This window comes from Pedobacter cryoconitis, assembly GCF_014200595.1.
GTDB classification, from domain to species: domain Bacteria; phylum Bacteroidota; class Bacteroidia; order Sphingobacteriales; family Sphingobacteriaceae; genus Pedobacter; species Pedobacter cryoconitis_C.
Window position 1 is genome coordinate 424,582 of the sequence record NZ_JACHCG010000003.1, and the last position, 23,120, is coordinate 447,701.

Sequence of the window (23,120 nt, forward strand, 5' to 3'; positions counted from 1 at the left end):
TTACATTTAGCAGACTCCCTGAATAAATCAATTGATTATAATTGTATTATGGATATTCAAGCTATTTTAGTAGGACTTTTATTTGTTGCAGCACTATTTTATATAGGCCGCATCATTTATCGCGCCGTATCCCCAAAAAGTGGCGGATGCGGATCTAATTGCAAATGTGGTGTAGATTTCTCTAATATTGAAACTAAGAATAAATAGTTTTCATCTATATCAATATGTTCCAACAGCTTAAAGATTACCTGCAAAAAAGAATTACAGTAACTGATGAGCAGTTTGAACTGATTTCAAGAGATATTAAGGTCAAAGTCATTGAAAAAAACCAGGTGCTTGTTGCTCCGGGTGAAATCAACTCCAAGGGTTATTTTGTCACTGAAGGACTTTTACGCTGCTATTCTATTGATAGTAAAGCAAAGGTGAATATCATTCAGTTTGCTCCTGAAAACTGGTGGATGTCTGAAAGAAACAGTCTTTTCAATGAACCATCCGATTTCTATATTGATGCCGTAGAGCGAACTATAGTATTGCAGATCCCTAAAAACTATTTCGATGATGCAGCAAAAAATATCCCTTGTTTTGCTGATCTCAATTATACCATGCTGAACAATTCGATCCGCTTTATGCAAAAAAGGATCAATATGTTATTAAGTGCAACTGCTGAAGAAAGATACCTTGATTTTATCAAACTCTATCCTAACCTGACACTTCGCGTACCTCAATGGATGATTGCCTCCTATCTGGGCATTACACCAGAGTCTTTAAGCAGAGTACGTAAAGACCTCGCACACAAACATTTCAAAGTTTAATTATTTCTTATCATACATCAACACCCACGCCTAACATTAGCTTTAGATTTGTGTTATAATAAAAACCAATATTAAAACTAAAGATTATGGCAACTACTAAATGGGTATTAGATCCAACACACAGTGAACTTCAATTTAAAGTAAAACATTTGATGATCTCTACCGTTACTGGTAGCTTCAATGAATTTTCTGCGGAATTAGATACTGACAATGATGATTTTGAACATTCAGCTGTTTCTTTCAAAGCAGGTGTAGATTCTATCGATACTGGTAATAAAGACAGAGATGGTCACTTGAAAAGTGGTGATTTCTTTAATGCAGCTGATTTCCCATCTGTTTCTTTTGTTTCGACTTCATTCACTAAAGATGGCAGTGATTATCAATTAAAAGGTGACCTGACTATCAAAGATGTAACTAAACCAGTTACGCTGGATGTTGAATTTGGTGGAACTGCACAAGATCCATGGGGAAATACTAAAGCTGGTTTTACCATCAAAGGAAAAATAAACAGAACTGATTTCGGTCTGACTTACAATGCAGCATTAGAAACTGGTGGTGTAATGTTAGGTGAAGAAGTTAAAATTTTAGGCGAATTGCAATTCGCAAAACAAGCTTAGTCAATTTGCTCTTTAAAAGCTGGTTTATTCCTTTTTACAAAAACGATTTCTTATGGAAACCACTATAAAATCTGTTTCGGCTGTTTTAGCTGCACCAACACCACATATGGTCGGTGATGGGTTTAAAGTGAGTAACTTTTTCCCTGGAGGCTACAAAATTAAAATGAGCCCTTTTTATATGCTCGATTTTAATGATAAGATGGAGCTTCCGCCAACTAATCAATTACGCGGCGTTGGCGTGCATCCGCACCGGGGTTTTGAAACGGTGACGATTGCTTATCATGGCGCCATTGCGCATCATGACAGTGCCGGAAACAGTGGAGTTATTTATCCAGGTGATGTACAGTGGATGACAGCAGCAAGCGGTATCCTGCATAAAGAATATCATGAAAAGGAATTCAGCAAAAAAGGCGGCCCTTTCCAAATGGTTCAGCTGTGGGTAAACCTGCCCGCTAAAGATAAAATGAGTAAACCTAAGTATCAGGCGATTCAAAATGATACTATCGAAAGATATATTTTACCGGAAGATGCAGGTACTGTAGAGGTTATTGCAGGTGAGTATAAGGACGTCAAAGGCGCTGCGACCACCTTCACCTCTATGAACGTATATAATGTGCGTCTAAATGCTGATGGAGAAACTGTCTTCAATTTCCCTGCTGATTTTAATACCGGAATATTGATTATAGAGGGAAGCCTGATCATCAATGGAGAGTTAGCAGCTGGAAATGAGTTTGTATATTTTAAGAATGACGGGGAAGAAATCAGGGTTAAGGCATCACAGGACAGTATTATACTGGTATTGAGCGGTGAACCTATTCACGAACCTATTGCACAATACGGCCCATTTTTAATGAATAACCAGGCAGAAATAAAATTAGCAATAAGCGATTATAACGAAGGAAAATTTGGTTACCTCGAAGATTAATCTTCGAGGTAACCAAATTTTCTCATTTATTTTTTAACGGGCTTCGAGTGATCTGTCTGTAAACTATCAATTAGCGTGGTATCAGAACTCTTTTGCTGCGCTGGCTGTGAAGAAGCCTTAATATTAGTATCTATTTTTACTGAATCAGGAACTTTCTCACTTCCTTTATCACCCATAGTACAGGATGAAATAGAAAGGACAGTTATTCCCGCTACGAGTAAACATTGGAACGAATTTTTCATAATAAGGGTTTTCCTAAACAACCCCTTGCAGCGCCAATTGTTTTTTTATTTTTCAATCAGGCAGACTGCATAAGCAACCACTCCTTCTTCCCGGCCAATAAAACCCATCGTTTCATTGGTGGTCGCTTTAATCGAAATATCTTCTGTTGACATGCCTATAGCATCTGCAATATTTTGCTGCATTTGTGGAATATGCGGATTGATTTTCGGTGCTTCCAGACATAACATCGCATCGATATTGCCAATGCTCCAGCCTTTCTCTGTTAACAATTTCACTGTTTCCTGCAAAAGGATAACACTGCTGATCCCTTTCCACCTTGGGTCTGTATTTTTAAAATGGAAGCCGATATCCCGAAGGTTCGCAGCCCCTAATAAAGCATCACAAATTGCATGTAATAAAACATCAGCATCTGAATGTCCAAATGCTCCCTGATGGTGTTCAAGATTCACTCCTCCAACCACAAATGGATGACCACCTTTTAACTGGTGTACGTCGAATCCAAATCCTACTTTAATCTTCATTTTTATTTATATTTATTTACTGGTATTCCCCAAATTAAACAGTAAGGTAAACCTTAAAGTATTTGCCAAAGGGCTTTTTCTTGCACTTGCAGCCAGGTAAGATACATCGAAATTAAAACTTTCATATTTAAAGCCTGTACCTAAAGTAAAATATCTTCTGTCTCCTTTGTCCGGACTTTCATAAAAATACCCGGTCCGGAGCGCAAATTTCTTATTGTACCAGTATTCCAGTCCTGAAGCAATATTGATCTCCTTTACTTCTTCGCTGAAACCTCCCGGTGCATCACTGAAAGAACCAAAGATACCTGAAGGAACAGAACGGTCAGGATCTCTGCCAGACTGTATACTTCCATCCTGATTGTAGACAGGCTGGGTAGGTACCAAAAGTTTATTAAAATCCAGTGCAAGCGTTATCTCATTATAATCATCCAGGATCAGTGTTGCAGCTCCCCCGACTTTCAGGTTTGTCGGCAGAAAATAACTCTGACCTCCATCCATATAGCTCATTTTTGTACCGATGTTCGAAATATTCGCACCTGCGGATACAATTGCATCATGTCCAAGCATATAAGTTGGCTTTTTGAAATAAGCAGAGACATCTACTGCAAGAGATTTACCCGCTTTAGATTGCTGTCCGACGCCAAAATTCCCGGCAGCCAGGTTTGAATAAATATACCTGACAGAGGTTCCCAAAGAAAATGAATCTCCAAAACGGCGTGCAAAAGTTGCATCAATCGCCAGCTCACTTGGATTAGAAGTACCCAGATCCTGCTGATTTGCATCAGTCAGCTGTATTTTACCCAGGGAAAAATAACGCATGGAAGCAGCTAAGGTTGTTCTGTCATCCAGTTTATAAAATCCGCTCAGATAGCCCAGGTTAATGTCAGAAACAATACTTCTCAGCCATGGACTATAAGAAGCTGAAAACCCGTATTTCTCTTCCAGAAAAGCAAGTTTGGAAGGGTTGATACTTCCAGAATTTGCATCTGGTGCGATCGCCACACCGGCCTCTCCCATTCCTCCCACTCTTGCATCGGGCGTGATCAGTAAAAACGGGACTGCCGTTCTTAAACTGTTCAACCTGCTGCCGTTAGTTTGGGTTTCTGGCGTCTGCGCTTGTAGTGAGAAAGTTTTTACAGCAAAAAAGAAGCAAATCAATAGAAATCTTGAAGAGCACTTCAGTTTTATTATCCTCATTAATTGATTTTCTTTTTCAGGTTCATAGATAGGTATGGGTCAGTGTTGACTCTCTTTTTCAAATATAATTTAAATAAGCAATTTATTTAAGTTAAGACTTAACATTTGTGCGGATATATATTGCAAGATGTTAATCTATGATGATATTATTCAATTATTTTGTTTCATCGATCTTTTTTTGTGTAATTTTAACAGTTAGAATAGCTCAATACGCAATTATGGAAAAAACATACCTATATTCATTTGCTTTTTTATTGTCTGTTTCCTCAATAATTTCGTGCACATCGAAAAAAAGTGCAACCTCCGAAAAGACAGGATTAGCATACAATAGACCAGAAAACGGAGGGTTTCAGGTAAATAACAAATTCAAACGCGGACCTGGTCCGGGCCTGGTTGAAATTGAAGGTGGTGTATTTGTGATGAGCGGAAGCGCAACCAATGTTCCGGGACAGGAGCTTAAGGATTATAACCACAAAAGAGAAACGACTGTATCTTCCTTCTACATGGATGAAACAGAGGTTTCCAATACCAACTGGTTAGAATACCTGAACTGGATCAGAAAAGTTGATCCGACTAACTACGAATATTATTACAATGAGTTACCTGATACGCTGGTTTGGCGCAGGCCCCTTTCTTACAATGAACCTTACGTTGACAATTACCTGAGACACCCTGCTTACCAGGACTATCCTGTAGTAGGCGTGAGCTGGGAACAGGCACAAAGATACTGTGAATGGAGAACGGATATTGTCAATGAATCTCTTTTAAGAGAGCAAAACTATATGACCAGTTACAAGGACCTGAACGGTACCGGTAAAAATGGTAAAAAAACAAATGCAGCAGCTACTGCGGCTAAACCAACAGGCCCTTTCAATACGGACATTTATTTAAATGGACAGTATGACGATAAAGGAACCAAGGCGATGAAAGATTTCAGCCCTGCGGCTACTGCTGCCAATGCAAATGCCAAAGGTCAAAAAGGTGGTGCGACCAGAAATGTAAGGTTAGAAGATGGTATTATCAAACAACCTTACCGTTTGCCTACAGAAGCTGAATGGGAATATGCAGCTTTAGGCTTGATTGGAAATACGAACTACGAGAACATCTCCAGCAATAAAATCTATCCATGGGATGGCCTTGGTATCAGTTCTGCGAAGAATAAAACCCGTGGTTTAATCCTTGCCAACTTTAAAAGAACTAAAGGTGACTATATGGGGGTTGGTGGTACACTGAATGATAAGGGAAGTATTACGGTTCCGGTTCGTTCTTATGTGCCTAATGATTTCGGTTTATACAATATGGCTGGAAACGTGAATGAGTGGGTAGCCGATGTTTACCGTTCTAATACTTTTGCAGATGCAGATGCTTTAAACCCATACAGGGGAAATTATTACCAGGATAAAAAAGTTGCCGATCCGCTAACCGGAAGATTAGAGAAAGATGCTTACAACAGACCAATTATGACTGCTGCTGTATCTGGTAAAAAACAAACCTGGGCAGAGAAACAAGCCGCAACTGCTAAAGCTGATACGGTGAAGAATTCTTATGCAGACCAAAGAGGTTTCCGCGATGAGGAAAACAAACTATATGGTGAGATTACACTGGTAAACAATAAATCAAGAGTTTACAAAGGTGGTTCATGGGATGACCAGGCATTATGGTTAAACCCTGCAACCAGACGATTCTTACCACAAGATGAATCTACTGCTGATATTGGTTTCCGCTGTGCAATGACCATGCTGGGCGCTTCTGAGATCCGTTCTGTCGGAAAACCTCAGTTTAAGCCTAAACAGCAAAAGCCTTTCAACGCAAAAAAGAAATAAGATCAAAATATAAGCTCATAAAAAAAGAGGGACCTTTCAGGTCCCTCTTTTTTTATTTAGATAATTATACAAATTCTATCAAAACCTGGTTTTTCTCTACTTTATCACCTTTACTGATATAGATCTTTTTGACCACTCCTTCCGTGACTGATTTCAGCATATTCTCCATTTTCATCGCCTCCAATATAAGCAGGTTATCACCTTTCTTAATCTCCTGCCCCTCAACCACACTGATGTTTAACACTAAACCCGGCATAGGTGCTTTAACTTCTTTTGCTACTTTCCCACTACCGGCTGCCATTCCCATTGCTTTCAGTAAACTATCAAACTGATCTTCAATACCTACTTCGTATAGTTTTCCATTTATTTTAATAACCGAAGTCTTATCGTCATGGTTTTCAGAAACCACTTCAGCGTTGTACGACTTATTTTTATAGATGAAATGCAGGTGACCATCCTGAAGTTCTCTTATATCGACCGGGATCGCTTCACCATTCAATTGCAAACTATCATTTACAGCTGATAAATCGAAATTATAAGTATCATTTACTTTGAGCTTATACATATTAATGGGTTAAAACATAACTGACTAAATTTGCGCCCATTTTAAGCGCATTATTTCTTTTTTCGGCTGTATCTCCCGGGTAGGTGCCAAAGTCTTCCCAGCCGTTCCCTAAATCACACTCATAGGTATAATAACAAACTATTCTACCCTCCCATAACAAAGCAAAGCCCTGCGCACGTTTTCCATCATGCTCGTGGATTTTAGGCAGGCCATTCGGAAATTTAAATTTTTCACTATAGATTGGGTGATTAGCTGGTAATTCGATAAATGATACCTCAGGAAATACTTTTTTCATCTGCACCCTTACATATTTATCCAGGCCATAGTTATCATCTATATGCAAAAACCCTCCCCCTATTAAATAACGGCGGATATTCTGAGCTTCCTGCGCACTAAACACCACATTCCCGTGCCCGGTCATATAGATAAAAGGATAATTAAAGATTTCGGGGCTGCCAGCTTCTGCAACGGCTTCTTCGGGAGCGAAATTAGTATGCAGATTCTGATTACAAAAGGCTGCGAGGTTAACTAAAGCGGTTCTGTTTCCATACCAATCCCCTCCACCATTATATTTAAGTCTTGCCAGCTGATAAGCAGGCGTATGAAAACTGCTGGTCAGTAAAACCAATAAAGGAAAAAAGATCAGGAGTTTTAATTTCATCTATTTAAGTAATTCACCTCAAAACATGCGGCTAAAGCAGCAGTTTCTGTCCTGAGACGTGTATTACCTAAAGTTAATGGTTTAAAGTCATTTTGCAAAGCCAGTTGAATTTCATTTGGTGTGAAATCTCCTTCCGGCCCGATCAGGATCAGGTAACGCTGACCTGGTTTTGAAACCTGGCTGATAAAACCGCGTGGTTCTCCGTCTACACAATGTGCAATCATTTTATAGTCGGCGGTATGTTTACTAATAAACTCCTTAAAGCCCATCGCATCATTTAATACCGGATGATAAGCTTGTAAAGATTGTTTGACCGCCGAAGTGATCACTTTATTCAAGCGCTCTTCTTTGACAATCTTACGCTCTGAACGCTCACAGATCAGCGGGGTAATCATATCAATTCCAATTTCCGTCGCTTTCTCCAGGAACCATTCCAGCCTGTCTATATTTTTTGTAGGAGCCACGGCAATATGAAGGCCGTGGTTTCTCTTTTGATATTCCCTGGTGGTCTTCAACACACGCAGGGTTACATTTCTTTTAGATTCAGCGATAATCTCTGCTTCATACAGCCCGCCTTTACCATCAATCAGGTGAACAACATCACCAATCACCAAACGCAGTACTTTCATACAGTGCCTGCTTTCTTCCTCATTTAAAATATAGGAATCAGCGGTAATATCCGGCGTATAAAAAACATGCATCTTATCTAATTTTAGTGATTATCTACCAGGTCATTGTTACTGATCACTAATTCAAGCTTGATCGTTTCAATGTTTTGTTCTGTTTTTTTAAGGATGGTAAATAAATAGCCGTAACATTCTTCACTATCCCCTACGTCAGGTATTTTTCCGAAAGCATGGGATACCAAACCACCAACAGTATCAAAATCCAGATCTTCAGGAAGATCATGCGGAAGGTGTTCATTCACATCGTAAACCGTTGCATAAGCATTGATCACGAATTCCGTATCAGAAATCTTTTCTACAGTAGGTTTCTCTTCATCATATTCATCCTGAATCTCCCCTACAATTTCTTCTACAATATCTTCCAGTGTCACCATACCAGCCGTACCGCCGAATTCATCGATGACAATAGCAATCTGAATGCGTTTCTGCTGAAGCTCACTTAACAGATCATTGATCTTTTTCGTTTCCGGAACGAAATAAGGCTTTCTGATAATATCTTTTAATGACCATTCTTTATTCCCTGCCAGTAAAGGCAAAACATCCTTAGCGTGTATAATACCAATGATCTTATCAATAATATCATCGTATACCGGCATTCTGGAGTATCCTTCAGCAATGATCAGTGTAATCACTTCTTCTTTTGGCGTAGACAGTTCGATACCCGAAATCTTGGTTCTGGGTACCATAATATTTTTAACCACACGTTCATTGAAATCAAAAACGTTGCGGATGAGTTCATGCTCGTTGTTATCCAGCGCGCCACTCTCTCTTCCCTGATCTAACAGGTAATATAGTTCTTCTGTACTGTGTACCGCCTCGTGACCACCAACTGTCGAAATACCAAAAACTTTCAGGATAATATTCGCAAACCCATTCAGTAACCAGATAAACGGTCTGAAAACTACATAGAAAATCTGTAACGGAACAGAGATAAAAAGTGTAGTGGCTACAGGGCGCTGAATAGCGATAGATTTCGGTGCAAGCTCTCCGAATACGATGTGCATAATCGTAATAAAACTGAATGCAATAATTGGAGAAGCAGTTTTCGAGAAAGAATCGATGAATGCAGGGGACTGGTTTAATGAAGTTAATAGATTGTGTAACAGATGTTCCATTACTGATTCTCCAACCCAGCCTAATCCCAGTGATGCTAATGTAATACCCAGCTGCGTTGCAGCCAGGTATCCATCAAGATGTTGTGTAATATATTTAGCAATATTAGCTACTCTATTACCAGATTTAGCCTTAATTTCTATTTGCGACGCTCTGACTTTAACGATTGCAAACTCAGCTGCAACGAAAAAGCCGTTTAAGACGACTAAGAAAAAGGTTAAGAATATTTGAAAGCCCATTAAGAGTTGTTTCTAAATGTACTATTATAAAGTTCTATACTTTCTTCAATAACTTTATAAGCATAAGTAACGCCCATCAACTTTTCGATAGTTACGTTCTTTTCTTCTAAAGCTTTATAATCCTGGAAGAATCTTACGATTTCTTTCATCTGGTGTGGTGGCAATTCAGAGATGTCATTGATATAGTTTACTGACATATCATTTTTTGCAACAGCGATGATTTTATCATCCTGCTCACCATTATCCACCATGTGCATTACACCAATAACTTTTGCCTCAACAATAGATAAAGGATAAACATCCACAGAACACAAAACAAGAATATCTAATGGGTCATTGTCATCACAGTAAGTCTGAGGAATGAAACCATAGTTTGCAGGATACATTACAGAAGAAAACAGGACACGATCCAATTTAATCAAATGAGAGTCTTTATCTATTTCGTATTTAGCTTTTGATCCTTTAGGAATTTCAATAATAGCATTTACCGATTCTGGTAAATTAGCACCTGGAGAAACACTGTGCCAGGGATGTTTTGTGTCTATTTGCATTTTTTTTTAATGTTGTTATTTATTCTCTTCGTTTGTATGTACCCGCTTCTTCAAAAAAGTATAGAGCAGCGGGATAGTAGTTATAACCATAAAACCTACAATAATATAAAGCAGGTAAGCGTTGATTTCCTTTTCAAATTTCCTGCCAAGAAAATAGCCCAGCAAAGTTAAAGATGTTATCCATAAAAAAGCACCACAAATATTATATAGTGCGAACTTCTTAAAATCAAGTCTGACAACTCCGGCAATGATTGGCGCAAAAGTCCTGACAATGGGAACAAACCGTCCCATGATTAAAGCAAAAGCACCTTGTTTGTGATAGTAAGCTTCAGCAGCTTTAAGATAACGCTTTTTGAAGAAAAAAGTGTCTTTACGATCGTATAAAACCGGCCCTGTTTTCTTACCAAACCAATAACCGGTGAAATTTCCTGAAACAGCCGATGCAATCAGACCAAAGATAAGCACGTAAATATTTACGTCAAGTTTACCCGTCGCCACGAACATCCCGGCAAGAAACAGTAAGTAATCCCCAGGTAAGAAAAATCCAAAAAATAATCCTGTCTCAGCAAAAATTACGAATATCAGGACGTAAAAGCCACCTTCTTTAAGTAATTTCTCAGGATCAATAAAGTGATGTACGGAGGTCCAGAAATCGTGCATAGTTCAAGTAATCGTAAAATTACAAATAATTTCCTGAGAAATGCCTATATCAGATTTAATATTATAGTTGGATAAACTCCTAAGAATATCGTGATGATTACCGATAAAATTAAAACCACTTTGTATTGAACCGGCGTTTCTAACACCACCTCTGCGCCTTCTTTAAAGTACATGGCCACAATTACTCTTAAGTAATAGTAAAAGCCTACAAGCGCATTTAAAATCGCAAATGCAACCAGGTAAATCTGGTACTCATTCATCACATTTAAAAACATCAGGTATTTTCCTATAAAACCAGCAGTAAGCGGTATACCAGCAAGAGAAAGCATCGCAATAGTTAATGCAAGTGCCACTAAAGGATTACGTTTTCCTAATCCGTTGAAACTCTCAAAATTATCATGACCTGTTTTCTGTTTCACCAGAATTAATACTGCGAAAGCAATAATACTGGCAAAAGTATAGGCTGCTGCATAAACCATCACATTGTTTGCCGAATTGGCAGTCAAAGTAACTAAAGAGAATAACAGGTAACCTGCATGAGAGATACTTGAGTAAGCAAGCATTCTTTTGAAGTTCTTTTGGAAAAGGGCTGTCACGTTACCAATAAATAAGGTAATGCATACAATAGCCATCAATGGCGGCATCCAGAAATCATGAAGCGGAGCAAAAGTACCAGCGAAAAGACGCAGAAAGGCTGCAAAACCAGCAGTTTTTACTACCGTAGACATGAAAGCAGTAATCAGAGAAGGTGCGCCTTCATATACATCCGGAGTCCAGAAGTGGAAAGGTGCAGCACCGATTTTGAAACACAGCCCTACCATGATCAGGATTACCCCAGGATAAAACAATGGGGATACTGCCTGATAGTTTCCGATCAGGTACTGATTAATTGCATGCAGGCTGAATGAACCTGTAGCACCATAAACTAAAGTGATCCCGAATAAAAGGAAACCTGTAGAAAAGGCACCCATCAGGAAGTACTTTAAAGAAGCCTCATTGGAAGCAAAATTGTTCTTCCGGATACCCGCAAGGATATATAAAGCCACAGACATAATTTCTATTCCAATAAATAACATGGACATATTGGTATAAGATACCATAATCACGATACCCGCAAGAGCAAATAAGATCAAAGTATAATATTCCGCTACGTTCTCACTGTCTTTAGCAAAGTAATTCTGCGTCAGTAAAAAGATGAAAATCGTTCCTAAAATAGTAAGAGATGAAAAAGCGATGGCAAAATTATCCATCTCCATCATTCCGTAATACACGGTATTAGAATTCCAGGCGGTAACTGCAAAGGCCAGAGAGATCAATAACCCCACAAGAGTTAGTGGTAACAAAGCTTTCTTCGCTTTGAATAAACCTGCATAAAGCACCGCTAAAGCTGTAACAACAATTGTTATAATGATATTCATTTCCTTATTTTACCGATGTTAATTTTTGATTTACCTGTTCTAATAATTGTTGTACCGAAGCTTCTGATAAATGCAGAATTGGTTTAGGATATACTCCCAATACGATAATCAACGCACAAATTATAACCAATACAATTTGTTCAGTTCCTTTAATGTCTGCAAATCCAAGTGTTAGTTCATTGGTTTTGCCTAACATGATGTTCTGGTACAGGCGGAACATATATACCGCACCAAAAATAACTGTCAATCCTGCAAATACGACAGCCCAGATATTATACTGGTAGATACCGATCAGCAATAGAAACTCTCCGATAAAGCCGTTAGTTCCCGGTAAAGCTACTGTTCCCAATACAATGATCAGAAATGCAATGGCCAGTTTTGGTGCTGATTTCGCAATACCACCCAATTCAGCAATCGTATTTGTTTTTACCCTGGAGAAAATAATGTCCAGTACAAAGAATAAACCGATCACGTTTACACCGTGACTTAACATTTGAATCATTGCACCTTGCATACCTTGCGTATTTAAAGCAAAGATACCCGCAGAAATCAACCCTACGTGGGCAATTGATGAATAAGCAATTAGTCTCTTCGCATCTTTCTGTCTGAAAGCAATTAAAGAAGCATATACAATTCCGATGATAGACAAAATAATTGCAGTATTACCCCATTCCTCTACACCTGCCGGAACAATTGGCAATAACCATCTGATCACACCATAAATACCCATTTTCAACATGATACCCGAAAGTAACATCGTACCTGCTGCCGGTGCCTCAGTATAGGTATCCGGCTGCCACGTATGGAAAGGGAAAATTGGCATTTTAATCGCAAAAGCAATAAAGAACGACCAGAATATCCAGCCCTGCTGAACAGGATCCAAATGAAGCTGATAGAATGCTTGTATATCAAAGTTATGTGCCGGGTTTTGTAAGTACAGGTAAATGATACCTAATAACATGAATAAAGAACCAGCAATAGTGTAAACGAAGAACTTCATGTTTACTTTAATACGGTCTTTACCTCCCCAGATTGCGCAAATAAAGTAAATTGGAATTAATGCAGCTTCCCATCCGATATAGAATAAGAAAGCATCCATTGCTGTAAATACAACCAGTAAACCTGCCTGCATAAATAAGATTAGAGCAAAGAAACCAGCTGGTGATTTATAGTTATGCTGATAACTGGCCAGGATAATAATCGGTACCAGCACATTGGTCAGCAAAACTGTGATTAAGCTGATCCCGTCGATACCTGCATGGAAATGAATTCCAAGATCCTGAATCCAGGGTAAGTTGACGACAAATTGTGTACTTGCATCCGGGATAAACTGTCCGGCAACAACAGCTGTTAATGCCAATGAAGCAACAGCGAAAACCAGGGCTACATGTTTAGCGGCATTGCCGGTAAATGCTGTAACCAGTGCACCAACTACTGGCAGAAATATTAGAAGTATTAAAAGTTGTTCCATTATGTTTTCTTGGACGATCTTTTATAGAGATAAATAAGTATACAATAACAACGAGATGATTCCAACCACCATCATAAAAATATAGAACCCAACATTACCTGATTGCAGTAATCTGACTCCTTTACTTGCTTCCGATGTGCTCCATCCTAAACCATTGACAATACCGTCAATAATCTTTTTATCAAATACCTTATAAAAGAATACTGAAATAGCATCCAGAGGTTTTCTGATTAAAGTATCATAAATCTCATCTACATAGAATTTATGATAAGATAGTTTAGCCAATGCAGAACGTTGTCCTTCGTCTGCCACAGGAACGTGGTTTTGTTTCACGTATTTACTATAAGCAAATGCGATAGAAATCAATACCCCTACAACTGAAACAGCCATTAAAATATATTCAGTAGCATGGTCCGGTGCTTCTCCATGATGCTGGATAACCGGCGCAAGCCAATGTGATAACCAATGTGAACCTCCCAATGACTCCGGAACACCAATTGCACCACCGATAGCTGAAAGCACGGCAAGCACGATTAATGGAATGGTCATACTTTTTGGAGACTCATGGATTTTTTCTTCCGCATGGTGTGTTCCTCTGTATTTACCAAAAAAGGTAAGGAACAACATTCTGAACATATAGAATGCAGTTAAAAAGGCAGTGAATACACCAATTGCCCACATTACTTTGTTATACTCGTATACATGAGAAAGGATCTCGTCTTTCGAGAAGAAACCTGAGAACGGAGGTAAACCTGAAATCGCAATCGTACCAATCAGCATGGTTAAGAAAGTAACCGGAAGTTTTTTACGTAAACCACCCATATGTCTCATATCCTGCTCATGGTGCATCGCATGGATCACCGACCCTGCACATAAGAACAATAATGCTTTAAAGAAAGCATGTGTAATGACGTGGAAGAAAGAACCGTTATAAGCACCAACACCCAATCCCAAGAACATATATCCCAATTGAGATACAGTAGAATAAGCCAGTACTTTTTTAATATCTGTTTGTGTCAGGGCAATTAATGCACCCATAACAGCTGTTGCCAGACCAATAATTGCAATTAAGTGCTGAACTACAGGAGCCAGATCAAATAATACATTTGAACGTGCAATCATATAGATACCAGCAGTTACCATTGTTGCCGCGTGAATCAGGGCAGAAACAGGCGTTGGACCAGCCATCGCATCCGGTAACCAGGTAAACAATGGAATTTGTGCAGATTTACCGCAGGCACCCACAAATAATAATAAAGCAATTAATGCAATAGTAGAATTGCCGGAAACCATATTACCTGCCAGCGGGAATATTTTAGAGAACTCCACACTACCGAAAGTAGTGAAGATCAGGAATACCGCGATTAAGAAGCCTAAATCACCGATACGGTTCATGACGAAGGCTTTCTTTGCTGCTGTTGCATAACTGCTGTTGGTAAACCAGAAGCCGATCAGTAAGTAAGAGCATAAACCAACACCCTCCCATCCGATAAACATCACGATATAGTTTGATCCAAGAACCAGCAACAACATGAAAAAGATAAACAAGTTTAAATAGCTGAAGAATTTACCGAATCCTTCATCATCATGCATATACCCGATCGAGTATACATGAATCAGGAAACCGATTCCGGTGATGATCAGCAACATGATTGAACTCAATGGATCTACCAGGAAGGAAACCGGAATTTTTAATGAACCGGCACTGATCCAGTCAAACAAGAAAATCTCGTGCGATTTCACAGCATCATTGCCTAAAGCTAAAAAGATGCCGATACTAATCACAAAAGATATGAATATCACGCTACTCCCAATAAAACCGATCAGGTTTTTGGATAATGTATTTCTCCCAAGACCGTTGATGATAAAGCCTAAAAGAGGAATTAACGGAACCAGCCAAACTAAATTTATCATTTTATAATTTATTCTTAATAATTACCACTTAAGGCGATTCAATACATTAATATCTGTAGACTGCGTATTTCTGTAAACCATTACAATAATACTTAAGCCCACTGCTACTTCGGCCGCTGCCAGAGCCATGATGAAAAATACAAACACCTGCCCCGAAGGATCGTTGCTATGTACAGAGAAAGCAGTAAGTAATAAATTAACAGCATTCAGCATCAATTCTACCGACATAAAAATTACGATAGCATTTCTGCGGGTGAGTACGCCTATTACACCGATGGTGAAAATGATAGCACTTAACCATATATAATGATTAAGCGGTACACCCTGTAAGGTTTGAGTAAGATTATTCACTATACTTTTTCTTTTTTAGTTAATAATACGGCACCCACCATAGCTGTAAGCAATAGAATTGAAGACAACTCGAAAGGCAGCATAAATGGACCGAACAATTCTTTACCCAGGTTCTTAACCAGACCTAAGTTTGGATTCTGCAATACCAATGGATCAGATACAGCTGTAGCCTTTAAAGAGCCAATCAGTGTCACTACCAGACAACATCCGGCAACGATACCTACAACCTTTACTAAACCAGACTTCAGTGGCTCATTCTCTTTATTTAGATTGAGCAGCATCAGGACAAACAGGAAGAGTACCATAATTGCCCCCATGTACACAATAAAGTTTACCACTGCCAGAAACTGCGCATTAAGCAAAATGTAATGGACTGTGAACGTAAAAAACGTTACGATCAGATAAAGTACACTATGCACCGGGTTCTTTGCGGAAATCACCATCAGTGAAAAGAAAATACTTAAAAAAGCGACCAAATAGAATACTGATGTACCCATTTATTATTTTTGTTTTAAAGCCGTAAACGGCAAATGTATAAACTGTTTATATCAAGAAGCGACTACACGCTTCAATTTCATTATTTCTTTAAAAGAGGCTCTTCTACCAGTTTGTCTTTACCGTAAATAAAGTCTTTACGCAGATAATCTGAAGGAACAATCGGCCCGTCCAGGTAAATTGCTTCTTTCGGACAAGCTTCTTCACATAAACCACAAAAAATGCAGCGCAGCATATTGATTTCATATACGGCAGCGTATTTCTCTTCTCTATACAAATCCTTCTCTTCTGGTTTACGTTCAGCAGCAATCATGGTGATCGCTTCCGCAGGGCATGACAATGCACATAATCCACAAGCCGTACAACGTTCTTTACCGTCCTCATCTCTTTTCAGGGAATGCATCCCTCTCCAGTTGATAGACATTTCACGCTGAACTTCAGGATACCTGATTGTCGCTTCTTTTTTGAAGAAGTGACTGATCGTAATAGCCAGACCCTTTCCTAATGCAGGCAGATACATCCGCTCCGCAAAATTAAGTGGCTTTTGTATTAATATTTTCTTTTTACTGGTTAATGGTTCCATTAAACCTCCTTTTATATTCCGCTGAGCGGATAGTTAAAACTTTTCTACTATTGCAATCACAATACCTGTGATAATTACGTTCGCTATGGCAATTGGGATCAGCACTTTCCAGCCCAGATGCATCAGCTGATCATAACGGAAACGGGGAATTGTCCATCTCACCCACATAAAGAAAAATATGAATGCAAATATTTTAGCGAACAATACAGCCGTTCCGATTAATGGAGCAATTACAGGCCCAACCTGCGTCAGTACCCAGTCCATACCCGGATAGTTATATCCTCCGAAGTATAGCGTTGCCATGACTGCCGAAGACACAAACATATTGATATATTCCGCAAACAGGTAAAAACCTAATTTCATCGAAGAATACTCCGTGTGGTATCCACCAATTAATTCAGTTTCACATTCCGGTAAATCGAATGGTGCTCTGTTAGTTTCAGCAAATGCGCAGATGATAAATAACAGGAAGCCTAATGGCTGATAAAGCACATTCCAGCGCCATCCATGTTGCATATCCACGATTTCTTTTAAACTCATGGTGTTGGTCACCAATAACAAAGCGATAATAGAAAGTCCCATTGCCACCTCATAACTGATATTTTGCGAAGCCGCACGAATAGCACTTAAAAGAGAGTATTTATTGTTAGAAGCCCATCCACCGATCATTACACCGTATACACTCAGAGAAACTACGCCGAAAATGTATAAAACACCAACGTTAATATCGGTAACCTGCAATGGAATAACTCTTCCGGCAGCAGTTGTAATCGGGCTTCCCCATGGAATAACAGCAGTTCCGATACAGGCGGTCAGCATTGCTAAACCCGGCCCAACCATAAACAGCCACTTGTTCGCATGCGTAGGAATAATTTCTTCCTTCATGAACATTTTCAGTCCGTCTGCCAATGGCTGCAAGATCCCGAAAGGGCCTGCACGGTCTGGTCCAAGTCTATCCTGCAAGAAAGCAGCAACTTTTCTTTCCGCATATGTAGAATACATAGCGATAACTAAACTTATACCAAAAATGATAGCGACCAGTATAAATTTTTCTATGACGAATGAGATATCCATTAGAATTTAGCGGTTTTTTCCAGTTCAACTTTATTAGCTTCCTGCAAACGAAGATCTTCCTGAATTACAGGTAATGGGATCATCGTTTCGTAATGATTAGAAGAGATTACCGAAGTATCACTGATATGCGTAGGATGCTCAATAGTCCAGTCTGCTGTTTTCTTTTTATCGAAACGGCAAGTGTTACAAATGAACTCCTCCACTTCACCATAAATGTCTTTACGGGCAGTTACCCTTAAAACATCTTCTCCTTTATACCATAAAGTCACTTTACCACTACAAGTAGGGCAATCTCTATGTGCATCCACAGGTTTTGTAAACCAAACCCTGTTTTTGAAACGGAAAGTTTTATCAGTTAAAGCACCAACCGGACATACATCAATCACGTTTCCGGAGAAATCGTTATCAACAGCAGTCTGGATATAAGTAGAAATTTCTGAGTGATCACCTCTGTTTAAGATACCATGAACACGTTTATTAGTGATCTGATCTGCTGTAAACACACAACGGTAGCATAAAATGCACCTGTTCATATGTAACTGGATCTTATCTCCTATATCGATACGCTCAAATGTACGGCGCTCAAATTCATAACGTGTTTTTTGTAAACCGTGCTCATAACCCAGATTCTGCAAATCGCATTCTCCGGCCTGGTCACATACCGGACAATCCAGCGGGTGATTAATCAACAGCATCTCTACCACACCACTTCTGGCTTCAATTACTTCAGGAGAAGTAATATTCTGCACTTCCATTCCGTCCATTACTGTTGTACGGCACGAAGCAACCAGCTTAGGCATTGGTCTCGGGTCTTTTTCAGATCCCTTGCTTACTTTTACGATACAAGTACGGCACTTACCTCCGCTACCTTCCAATTTGGAATAGTAGCACATTGCAGGAGGCACAATGTCTCCGCCAATTTGCCTTGCAGCATTCAGGATCGTTGTACCGGGCTCTACTTCGACGGTTATCCCGTCTATGGTTACCTTAACTTTTTCACTCATTGTTAAATGATATTCTTTTATCATTCCTGCGTTTCTCAATCAAAAAACCCAGGTCTGACAGTTAATTTTCCTGTTTTACTTCTGCTTTAGGAATCGGCACTGCATAATTAGCGATACCATAATTTCCCTGAAGACTTTTTATAGGCTCTTTCACATGCCATTCAAACTCATCTCTGAAATGTCTGATTGCACTTGCGACAGGCCATGCAGCAGCATCTCCTAAAGGACAAATTGTATTTCCTTCGATCTTTTTAGACACATCAACCAATAAGTCAATATCACTCATCTTACCATGTCCATGTTCCAGTCTGTGTAATACTTTTTCCATCCATCCAGTACCTTCACGGCATGGAGAACACTGACCACAGCTTTCATGGTGATAAAAGCGGGAAAAGTTCCAGGTATTTCTTACAATACACTGATCTTCATCAAAAGCGATAAAACCACCTGAACCTAACATAGTCCCGGTAGCAAATCCACCTTCAGAAAGAGATTCGTAACTCATTAAACGTGGTTCACCGTTTGCTAATTTAAGCGTCAGGTTAGCAGGCAATACCGGAACAGAAGAACCTCCGGCTACAGTAGCCTTCAATCTTTTGCCATTGGCAATACCACCACAATATTCATCAGAATAAATGAACTCTTCTACCGGAAGGCCCAATTCTATTTCGTAAACACCTGGTCTGACCAGATTACCCGAAGCAGAAATCAGTTTCGTTCCTGTACTGCGTCCAATACCGATTTTCATGTATTCATCACCGCCGTCATTAATAATAGGCACGACTGCGGCAATAGATTCTACGTTGTTCACTACAGTCGGGCAGCCATATAAACCAGCGATAGCCGGGAATGGTGGTTTAATCCTTGGATTACCCCTTTTACCTTCAAGTGATTCTAATAAAGCCGTTTCCTCACCGCAGATATAAGCTCCGCCACCCGGCTGAACATAAACCTCCAGATCATAACCCGACCCTAAAATGTTTTTTCCTAAAAAGCCGGCAGCTTTTGCTTCTGCGATTGCTCTTTCCAGAATCCTGATTTGCGGCATCATCTCTCCACGTACGTAGATATAAGATGTGTTAGCGCCCAATGCATAACTTGACACAATCATTCCTTCAATTAAAGCATGAGGAATGTAAGTCATCAGATAACGGTCTTTGAAAGTACCCGGCTCTGATTCGTCAGCATTACATACCAGGTAGCGGGCAACACCTTCTGGTTTTGCCAGAAAGCTCCACTTCATTCCTGTAGGGAAACCTGCACCGCCACGTCCGCGTAAGCCAGACTTTTTAACCTCTTCCACCACTTCATCAGGGGTCAGGGTTTTCAAAGCTTTCTCCACAGCACGGTACCCGCCTTTTTGGCGGTAAACATCAAGTGTATTGATGCCTGGTACGTTTATATGTTCTAATAAGAGTTTACGGGCCATTATTTTTTGCGTAATTCTTCTATCAATGTGTCTACCTTTTGATTGTCGAGGTTTTCATAAAAAGTGTATTCAGGGCCTATTTGCAGAACCGGGCCATAACCACAGGCTGCAAGACATTCAACACCTCTCCAGCTGAATAAACCATCAGCTGTAACCTCTCCTTCTTTCACCCCAAGAGTCTGTTCCATATGCTCCATCAGTTTTTCCGCTCCTACCAGGCAGCAAGGCCCGGTGCGGCAAACTTCTAAAACATATTTACCCTTTGGCTGCAAGAAATACATACTGTAAAAAGAGGCTACCTCGTAAACTTCGATAGGTTCAATTTTTAAATATGCAGCTACTTTATCCATCGCATTGGAGCTTAACCAACCTAATTCTGCCTGAACTTCGTGAAGTATAGGCAATAGGGCAGATTTTTGTTTCCCTTGCGGATATCTACTTGAAATTTCATCACACTTTGCGATCAAAGCTGATGAAAACTCTACTGGTTGTTGTTCTTCTACTTTAAGCATCTAATTCTCCGGCAATAATATTCATACTACTCATGTTGATAATGGCATCAGACAATAACATTCCTTCACTCATCTTTGCATACATGGAATAATTGATAAAACTAGGTCTTCTGAAGTGCAGACGGTAAGGTGTTCTTCCGCCATCATTGATCAGATAAAAACCAAGTTCTCCGTTTCCGCCTTCAACAGCATGATATACTTCTGCTTTAGGTGCATCAATCTCTCCCATTACAATTTTGAAATGGTAAATCAAGGCCTCCATATTGTTGTATACTTCTTCTTTAGCAGGTAAATAGAAATCTGGCACATCTGCGTGGAAAACTCCGGCAGGTTCATGTTTGATTTTCTCCAATGCCTGTTCAATCAGACTTACACTCTGCCACATTTCTTCGTTACGCACTAAATAGCGATCGTAAATATCACCGCTTGTACCTACAGGAACTTCGAAATCGAACTCATCATAAGAACAATAAGGCTCACTTACGCGTACATCATAGTCTACACCGGTTGCACGTAACAAAGGGCCGCTCCAGCTGTAATCCAAAGCTTGTTCCGGTGTAACACAGGCAACGCCGGCAGTACGGTCAATAAAGATACGGTTACGGTTAAGCAGGCTTTCAAACTCCCTTAAAGCAACAGGGAATTCTTTTAAGAATTTATTGATTTTAGCAAAGGCGATGTCGTTGAAATCTCTTTCAAAACCACCTATACGGCCAATATTTGTTGTTAAACGCGCACCACATATTTCTTCATAAATTTCATAGATATGCTCTCTGAACTGGAAAAGATATAAGAAGGTGGTTGTTGCACCGGTATCCTGCGCGATAATCGTATTACAGATAATGTGATCTGAAATACGCGCCAGTTCCATGACGATAATCCTCAGATAATCTACACGTTTAGGTACTTTTATATTTAACAGTTTCTCTACTGTCATGTGCCATCCCATATTGTTAATAGGTGATGAGCAGTAGTTTAACCTGTCTGTAAGGGGCGTAATCTGATAGAATGGCCTGTGTTCAGCAATCTTTTCAAAGGCGCGGTGAATATACCCGATGGTAGAAACTCCGCTCACAATACGTTCTCCGTCTAATTGAAGTACGTTTTGAAAAACACCGTGTGTTGCAGGGTGAGTCGGACCTAAGTTTAAGGTCACCAGCTCATTCTGAGGATCGTTGTCTGTATATACTGGTTGATTGTGATTCATGTTCTTATCTACCAAAGTATTCGTCTTTTTTATCAACTCTGTTCGGATCTTCCAAAGGATATTGTTTCAACATCGGATGAACATTCAGTTCGTCCATATTTAAAATCCTTCTTAAATCGGGGTGACCTTCGAATTTAACGCCGAAGAAGTCATATGTTTCTCTTTCCATCCAGTTTGCACCGTTCCACAGAACAGTAGCGGTTGGGATTGAAGGGGTTTGTTCATGGATGAATACCTTCACTCTGATCCTGATTTTGTTTACCATGTTATGTAAGTGGTAAACTACAGCGATATGTTTAGTGTCAGGGTAATGCACTGCGGTGATATCAGTCAGGAAAGCAAATTTAGCACCTTCTGTTTCTTTCAGATACGTAAGTACATCGATAATTACATCTTTAGTGGTTTGTACAGTCAGCAAACCATATGGTTCGTTCACTCCACTCACTTTAGCTCCGAAACGGGCAGCTAACAGCTCTATTACGCTACTATTGTTAACCTCTGCCATTATTCGATTCCGTATGAAGCCAACATTTTTTTATACTGCTCAGAATCTCTTCTTCTGCCAGATTCGTTTCTTACTAATTCCTGGATCTTACCGAAACCGTCCAAAATAGCTTCTGGTCTTGGCGGACAGCCAGGAACGTAAACATCTACCGGGATAATCTCATCGATTCCCTGTAAAACTGAGTAAGTGTCAAAAATACCACCGCTTGAGGCACATGCACCTACTGCCATTACCCAACGGGGTTCTGCCATCTGTAAATACACTTGCTTTAGTACAGGACTCATTTTTTTAGCTATGGTACCCATAACCATTAATAAGTCTGCCTGACGGGGAGAAAAACTTAAACGTTCTGAACCAAAACGACCGAAATCATAGTGTGAACCCATTGTAGCCATGAATTCAATTCCACAGCATGAGGTTGCAAATGGCAATGGCCATAATGAATGGGAACGGGCTAAGCCAATAACCTTGTCTAAAGAGGTAGCGAAAAAGCCAGATCCTTCAATGCCTGGAGGCGCGTCTACTATATTGATGTCACTCATAT

General features: G+C 39.7%; 27 protein-coding genes. 5 read left to right on the forward strand and 22 right to left on the reverse strand.

Annotation, left to right across the window (positions count from 1 at the left end):
- The first annotated feature begins 48 nt into the window (after nucleotides 1–48).
- The 4 genes from HDE70_RS18960 to HDE70_RS18975 all read left to right on the forward strand — a co-directional run bounded on the left by HDE70_RS18960 (nucleotide 49) and on the right by HDE70_RS18975 (nucleotide 2,354).
- Nucleotides 49–207: a FeoB-associated Cys-rich membrane protein gene (locus HDE70_RS18960; protein WP_183868329.1), complete on the forward strand. Its 159-nt coding sequence runs from the start codon at nucleotides 49–51 to the stop codon at nucleotides 205–207.
- Between the two features lie 17 nt (nucleotides 208–224).
- Complete coding sequence (locus HDE70_RS18965; protein ID WP_183891555.1) at nucleotides 225–812, forward strand: Crp/Fnr family transcriptional regulator; 588 nt, start codon at nucleotides 225–227, stop codon at nucleotides 810–812.
- An 86-nt stretch (nucleotides 813–898) separates the two neighbouring features.
- Nucleotides 899–1,429 (forward strand): YceI family protein, encoded by a 531-nt coding sequence (locus HDE70_RS18970; RefSeq protein ID WP_183868330.1) that lies wholly within the window; start codon nucleotides 899–901, stop codon nucleotides 1,427–1,429.
- 52 nt (nucleotides 1,430–1,481) lie between these two features.
- Nucleotides 1,482–2,354 (forward strand): pirin family protein, encoded by an 873-nt coding sequence (locus tag HDE70_RS18975; protein WP_183891556.1) that lies wholly within the window; start codon nucleotides 1,482–1,484, stop codon nucleotides 2,352–2,354.
- Between the two features lie 26 nt (nucleotides 2,355–2,380).
- On the opposite strand, the gene HDE70_RS18980 is transcribed toward HDE70_RS18975, so the two are convergent.
- Genes HDE70_RS18980 through porV form a run of 3 tightly spaced genes read right to left on the reverse strand, consistent with a single transcriptional unit; the run spans nucleotide 2,381 to nucleotide 4,315 of the window.
- Nucleotides 2,381–2,596 carry a hypothetical protein gene (locus tag HDE70_RS18980; RefSeq protein ID WP_183868332.1) on the reverse strand — a complete coding sequence of 72 codons (216 nt, stop codon included), beginning with the start codon at nucleotides 2,594–2,596 and terminating at the stop codon, nucleotides 2,381–2,383.
- A 45-nt stretch (nucleotides 2,597–2,641) separates the two neighbouring features.
- Nucleotides 2,642–3,118, reverse strand: coding sequence for a 2-C-methyl-D-erythritol 2,4-cyclodiphosphate synthase (gene ispF, locus HDE70_RS18985; RefSeq protein WP_068405202.1), 477 nt, complete (start codon nucleotides 3,116–3,118; stop codon nucleotides 2,642–2,644).
- Nucleotides 3,119–3,130: 12 nt separating this feature from the next.
- The gene (gene porV, locus HDE70_RS18990) at nucleotides 3,131–4,315 is read right to left on the reverse strand and encodes a type IX secretion system outer membrane channel protein PorV (RefSeq protein ID WP_183868333.1); all 1,185 of its coding nucleotides are present in this window, start codon (nucleotides 4,313–4,315) and stop codon (nucleotides 3,131–3,133) included.
- A gap of 218 nt (nucleotides 4,316–4,533) precedes the next feature.
- Between porV and HDE70_RS18995 the strand changes: the two genes are divergently transcribed.
- Nucleotides 4,534–6,138 (forward strand): SUMF1/EgtB/PvdO family nonheme iron enzyme, encoded by a 1,605-nt coding sequence (locus HDE70_RS18995; protein ID WP_183868334.1) that lies wholly within the window; start codon nucleotides 4,534–4,536, stop codon nucleotides 6,136–6,138.
- A gap of 64 nt (nucleotides 6,139–6,202) precedes the next feature.
- Here HDE70_RS18995 and HDE70_RS19000 read toward each other — a convergent pair whose 3' ends face one another.
- The 19 genes from HDE70_RS19000 to HDE70_RS19090 form a co-directional block, all read right to left on the reverse strand.
- Nucleotides 6,203–6,703: a biotin/lipoyl-containing protein gene (locus HDE70_RS19000; protein WP_183891557.1), complete on the reverse strand. Its 501-nt coding sequence runs from the start codon at nucleotides 6,701–6,703 to the stop codon at nucleotides 6,203–6,205.
- A gap of 1 nt (nucleotide 6,704) precedes the next feature.
- Nucleotides 6,705–7,364, reverse strand: a complete 660-nt coding sequence (locus HDE70_RS19005) for a DUF4159 domain-containing protein (protein WP_183868336.1) — start codon at nucleotides 7,362–7,364, stop codon at nucleotides 6,705–6,707.
- A complete protein-coding gene (locus HDE70_RS19010; RefSeq protein ID WP_183868337.1) occupies nucleotides 7,361–8,065 on the reverse strand; it encodes a 16S rRNA (uracil(1498)-N(3))-methyltransferase in 705 nt (234 codons plus the stop codon). The genes HDE70_RS19005 and HDE70_RS19010 overlap by 4 nt, the downstream gene beginning before the upstream one ends.
- An 11-nt stretch (nucleotides 8,066–8,076) precedes the next feature.
- Nucleotides 8,077–9,402: a hemolysin family protein gene (locus HDE70_RS19015; protein WP_183868338.1), complete on the reverse strand. Its 1,326-nt coding sequence runs from the start codon at nucleotides 9,400–9,402 to the stop codon at nucleotides 8,077–8,079.
- Nucleotides 9,402–9,953, reverse strand: a complete 552-nt coding sequence (locus HDE70_RS19020) for an inorganic diphosphatase (RefSeq protein ID WP_183868339.1) — start codon at nucleotides 9,951–9,953, stop codon at nucleotides 9,402–9,404. The genes HDE70_RS19015 and HDE70_RS19020 overlap by 1 nt, the downstream gene beginning before the upstream one ends.
- 15 nt (nucleotides 9,954–9,968) lie before the next feature.
- Nucleotides 9,969–10,613, reverse strand: coding sequence for a DedA family protein (locus HDE70_RS19025; RefSeq protein ID WP_183868340.1), 645 nt, complete (start codon nucleotides 10,611–10,613; stop codon nucleotides 9,969–9,971).
- Nucleotides 10,614–10,657: 44 nt separating this feature from the next.
- A complete protein-coding gene (locus tag HDE70_RS19030; RefSeq protein ID WP_183868341.1) occupies nucleotides 10,658–12,031 on the reverse strand; it encodes an NADH-quinone oxidoreductase subunit N in 1,374 nt (457 codons plus the stop codon).
- A gap of 4 nt (nucleotides 12,032–12,035) precedes the next feature.
- On the reverse strand, nucleotides 12,036–13,502 hold the full coding sequence (locus tag HDE70_RS19035; protein WP_183891558.1) for a NuoM family protein: 1,467 nt from the start codon (nucleotides 13,500–13,502) through the stop codon (nucleotides 12,036–12,038).
- A gap of 21 nt (nucleotides 13,503–13,523) precedes the next feature.
- Complete coding sequence (gene nuoL, locus HDE70_RS19040) at nucleotides 13,524–15,416, reverse strand: NADH-quinone oxidoreductase subunit L (RefSeq protein WP_183868343.1); 1,893 nt, start codon at nucleotides 15,414–15,416, stop codon at nucleotides 13,524–13,526.
- A gap of 21 nt (nucleotides 15,417–15,437) precedes the next feature.
- On the reverse strand, nucleotides 15,438–15,767 hold the full coding sequence (gene nuoK / locus HDE70_RS19045) for an NADH-quinone oxidoreductase subunit NuoK (RefSeq protein WP_041883890.1): 330 nt from the start codon (nucleotides 15,765–15,767) through the stop codon (nucleotides 15,438–15,440).
- Nucleotides 15,767–16,264 (reverse strand): NADH-quinone oxidoreductase subunit J, encoded by a 498-nt coding sequence (locus HDE70_RS19050; protein WP_183891559.1) that lies wholly within the window; start codon nucleotides 16,262–16,264, stop codon nucleotides 15,767–15,769. Before HDE70_RS19050 ends, nuoK begins: the two co-directional genes overlap by 1 nt.
- 80 nt (nucleotides 16,265–16,344) lie before the next feature.
- Entirely contained in the window at nucleotides 16,345–16,845 is a 501-nt protein-coding gene (locus HDE70_RS19055) for a NuoI/complex I 23 kDa subunit family protein (RefSeq protein ID WP_183868345.1), read from the reverse strand.
- A gap of 33 nt (nucleotides 16,846–16,878) precedes the next feature.
- Complete coding sequence (gene nuoH / locus HDE70_RS19060; protein WP_068405177.1) at nucleotides 16,879–17,919, reverse strand: NADH-quinone oxidoreductase subunit NuoH; 1,041 nt, start codon at nucleotides 17,917–17,919, stop codon at nucleotides 16,879–16,881.
- Complete coding sequence (locus HDE70_RS19065) at nucleotides 17,919–18,923, reverse strand: 2Fe-2S iron-sulfur cluster-binding protein (protein WP_068405175.1); 1,005 nt, start codon at nucleotides 18,921–18,923, stop codon at nucleotides 17,919–17,921. The genes nuoH and HDE70_RS19065 overlap by 1 nt, the downstream gene beginning before the upstream one ends.
- A 61-nt stretch (nucleotides 18,924–18,984) precedes the next feature.
- Nucleotides 18,985–20,352 carry an NADH-quinone oxidoreductase subunit NuoF gene (gene nuoF / locus HDE70_RS19070; RefSeq protein ID WP_183868346.1) on the reverse strand — a complete coding sequence of 456 codons (1,368 nt, stop codon included), beginning with the start codon at nucleotides 20,350–20,352 and terminating at the stop codon, nucleotides 18,985–18,987.
- Nucleotides 20,352–20,864: a complex I 24 kDa subunit family protein gene (nuoE, locus tag HDE70_RS19075; protein ID WP_068405171.1), complete on the reverse strand. Its 513-nt coding sequence runs from the start codon at nucleotides 20,862–20,864 to the stop codon at nucleotides 20,352–20,354. Before nuoE ends, nuoF begins: the two co-directional genes overlap by 1 nt.
- Nucleotides 20,857–22,071 (reverse strand): NADH-quinone oxidoreductase subunit D, encoded by a 1,215-nt coding sequence (locus HDE70_RS19080; protein WP_183868347.1) that lies wholly within the window; start codon nucleotides 22,069–22,071, stop codon nucleotides 20,857–20,859. Before HDE70_RS19080 ends, nuoE begins: the two co-directional genes overlap by 8 nt.
- A gap of 4 nt (nucleotides 22,072–22,075) precedes the next feature.
- The gene (locus HDE70_RS19085) at nucleotides 22,076–22,576 is read right to left on the reverse strand and encodes an NADH-quinone oxidoreductase subunit C (RefSeq protein WP_183868348.1); all 501 of its coding nucleotides are present in this window, start codon (nucleotides 22,574–22,576) and stop codon (nucleotides 22,076–22,078) included.
- Nucleotides 22,576–23,118 carry an NADH-quinone oxidoreductase subunit B gene (locus HDE70_RS19090; protein ID WP_183868349.1) on the reverse strand — a complete coding sequence of 181 codons (543 nt, stop codon included), beginning with the start codon at nucleotides 23,116–23,118 and terminating at the stop codon, nucleotides 22,576–22,578. Before HDE70_RS19090 ends, HDE70_RS19085 begins: the two co-directional genes overlap by 1 nt.
- Nucleotides 23,119–23,120 lie beyond the last annotated feature (2 nt).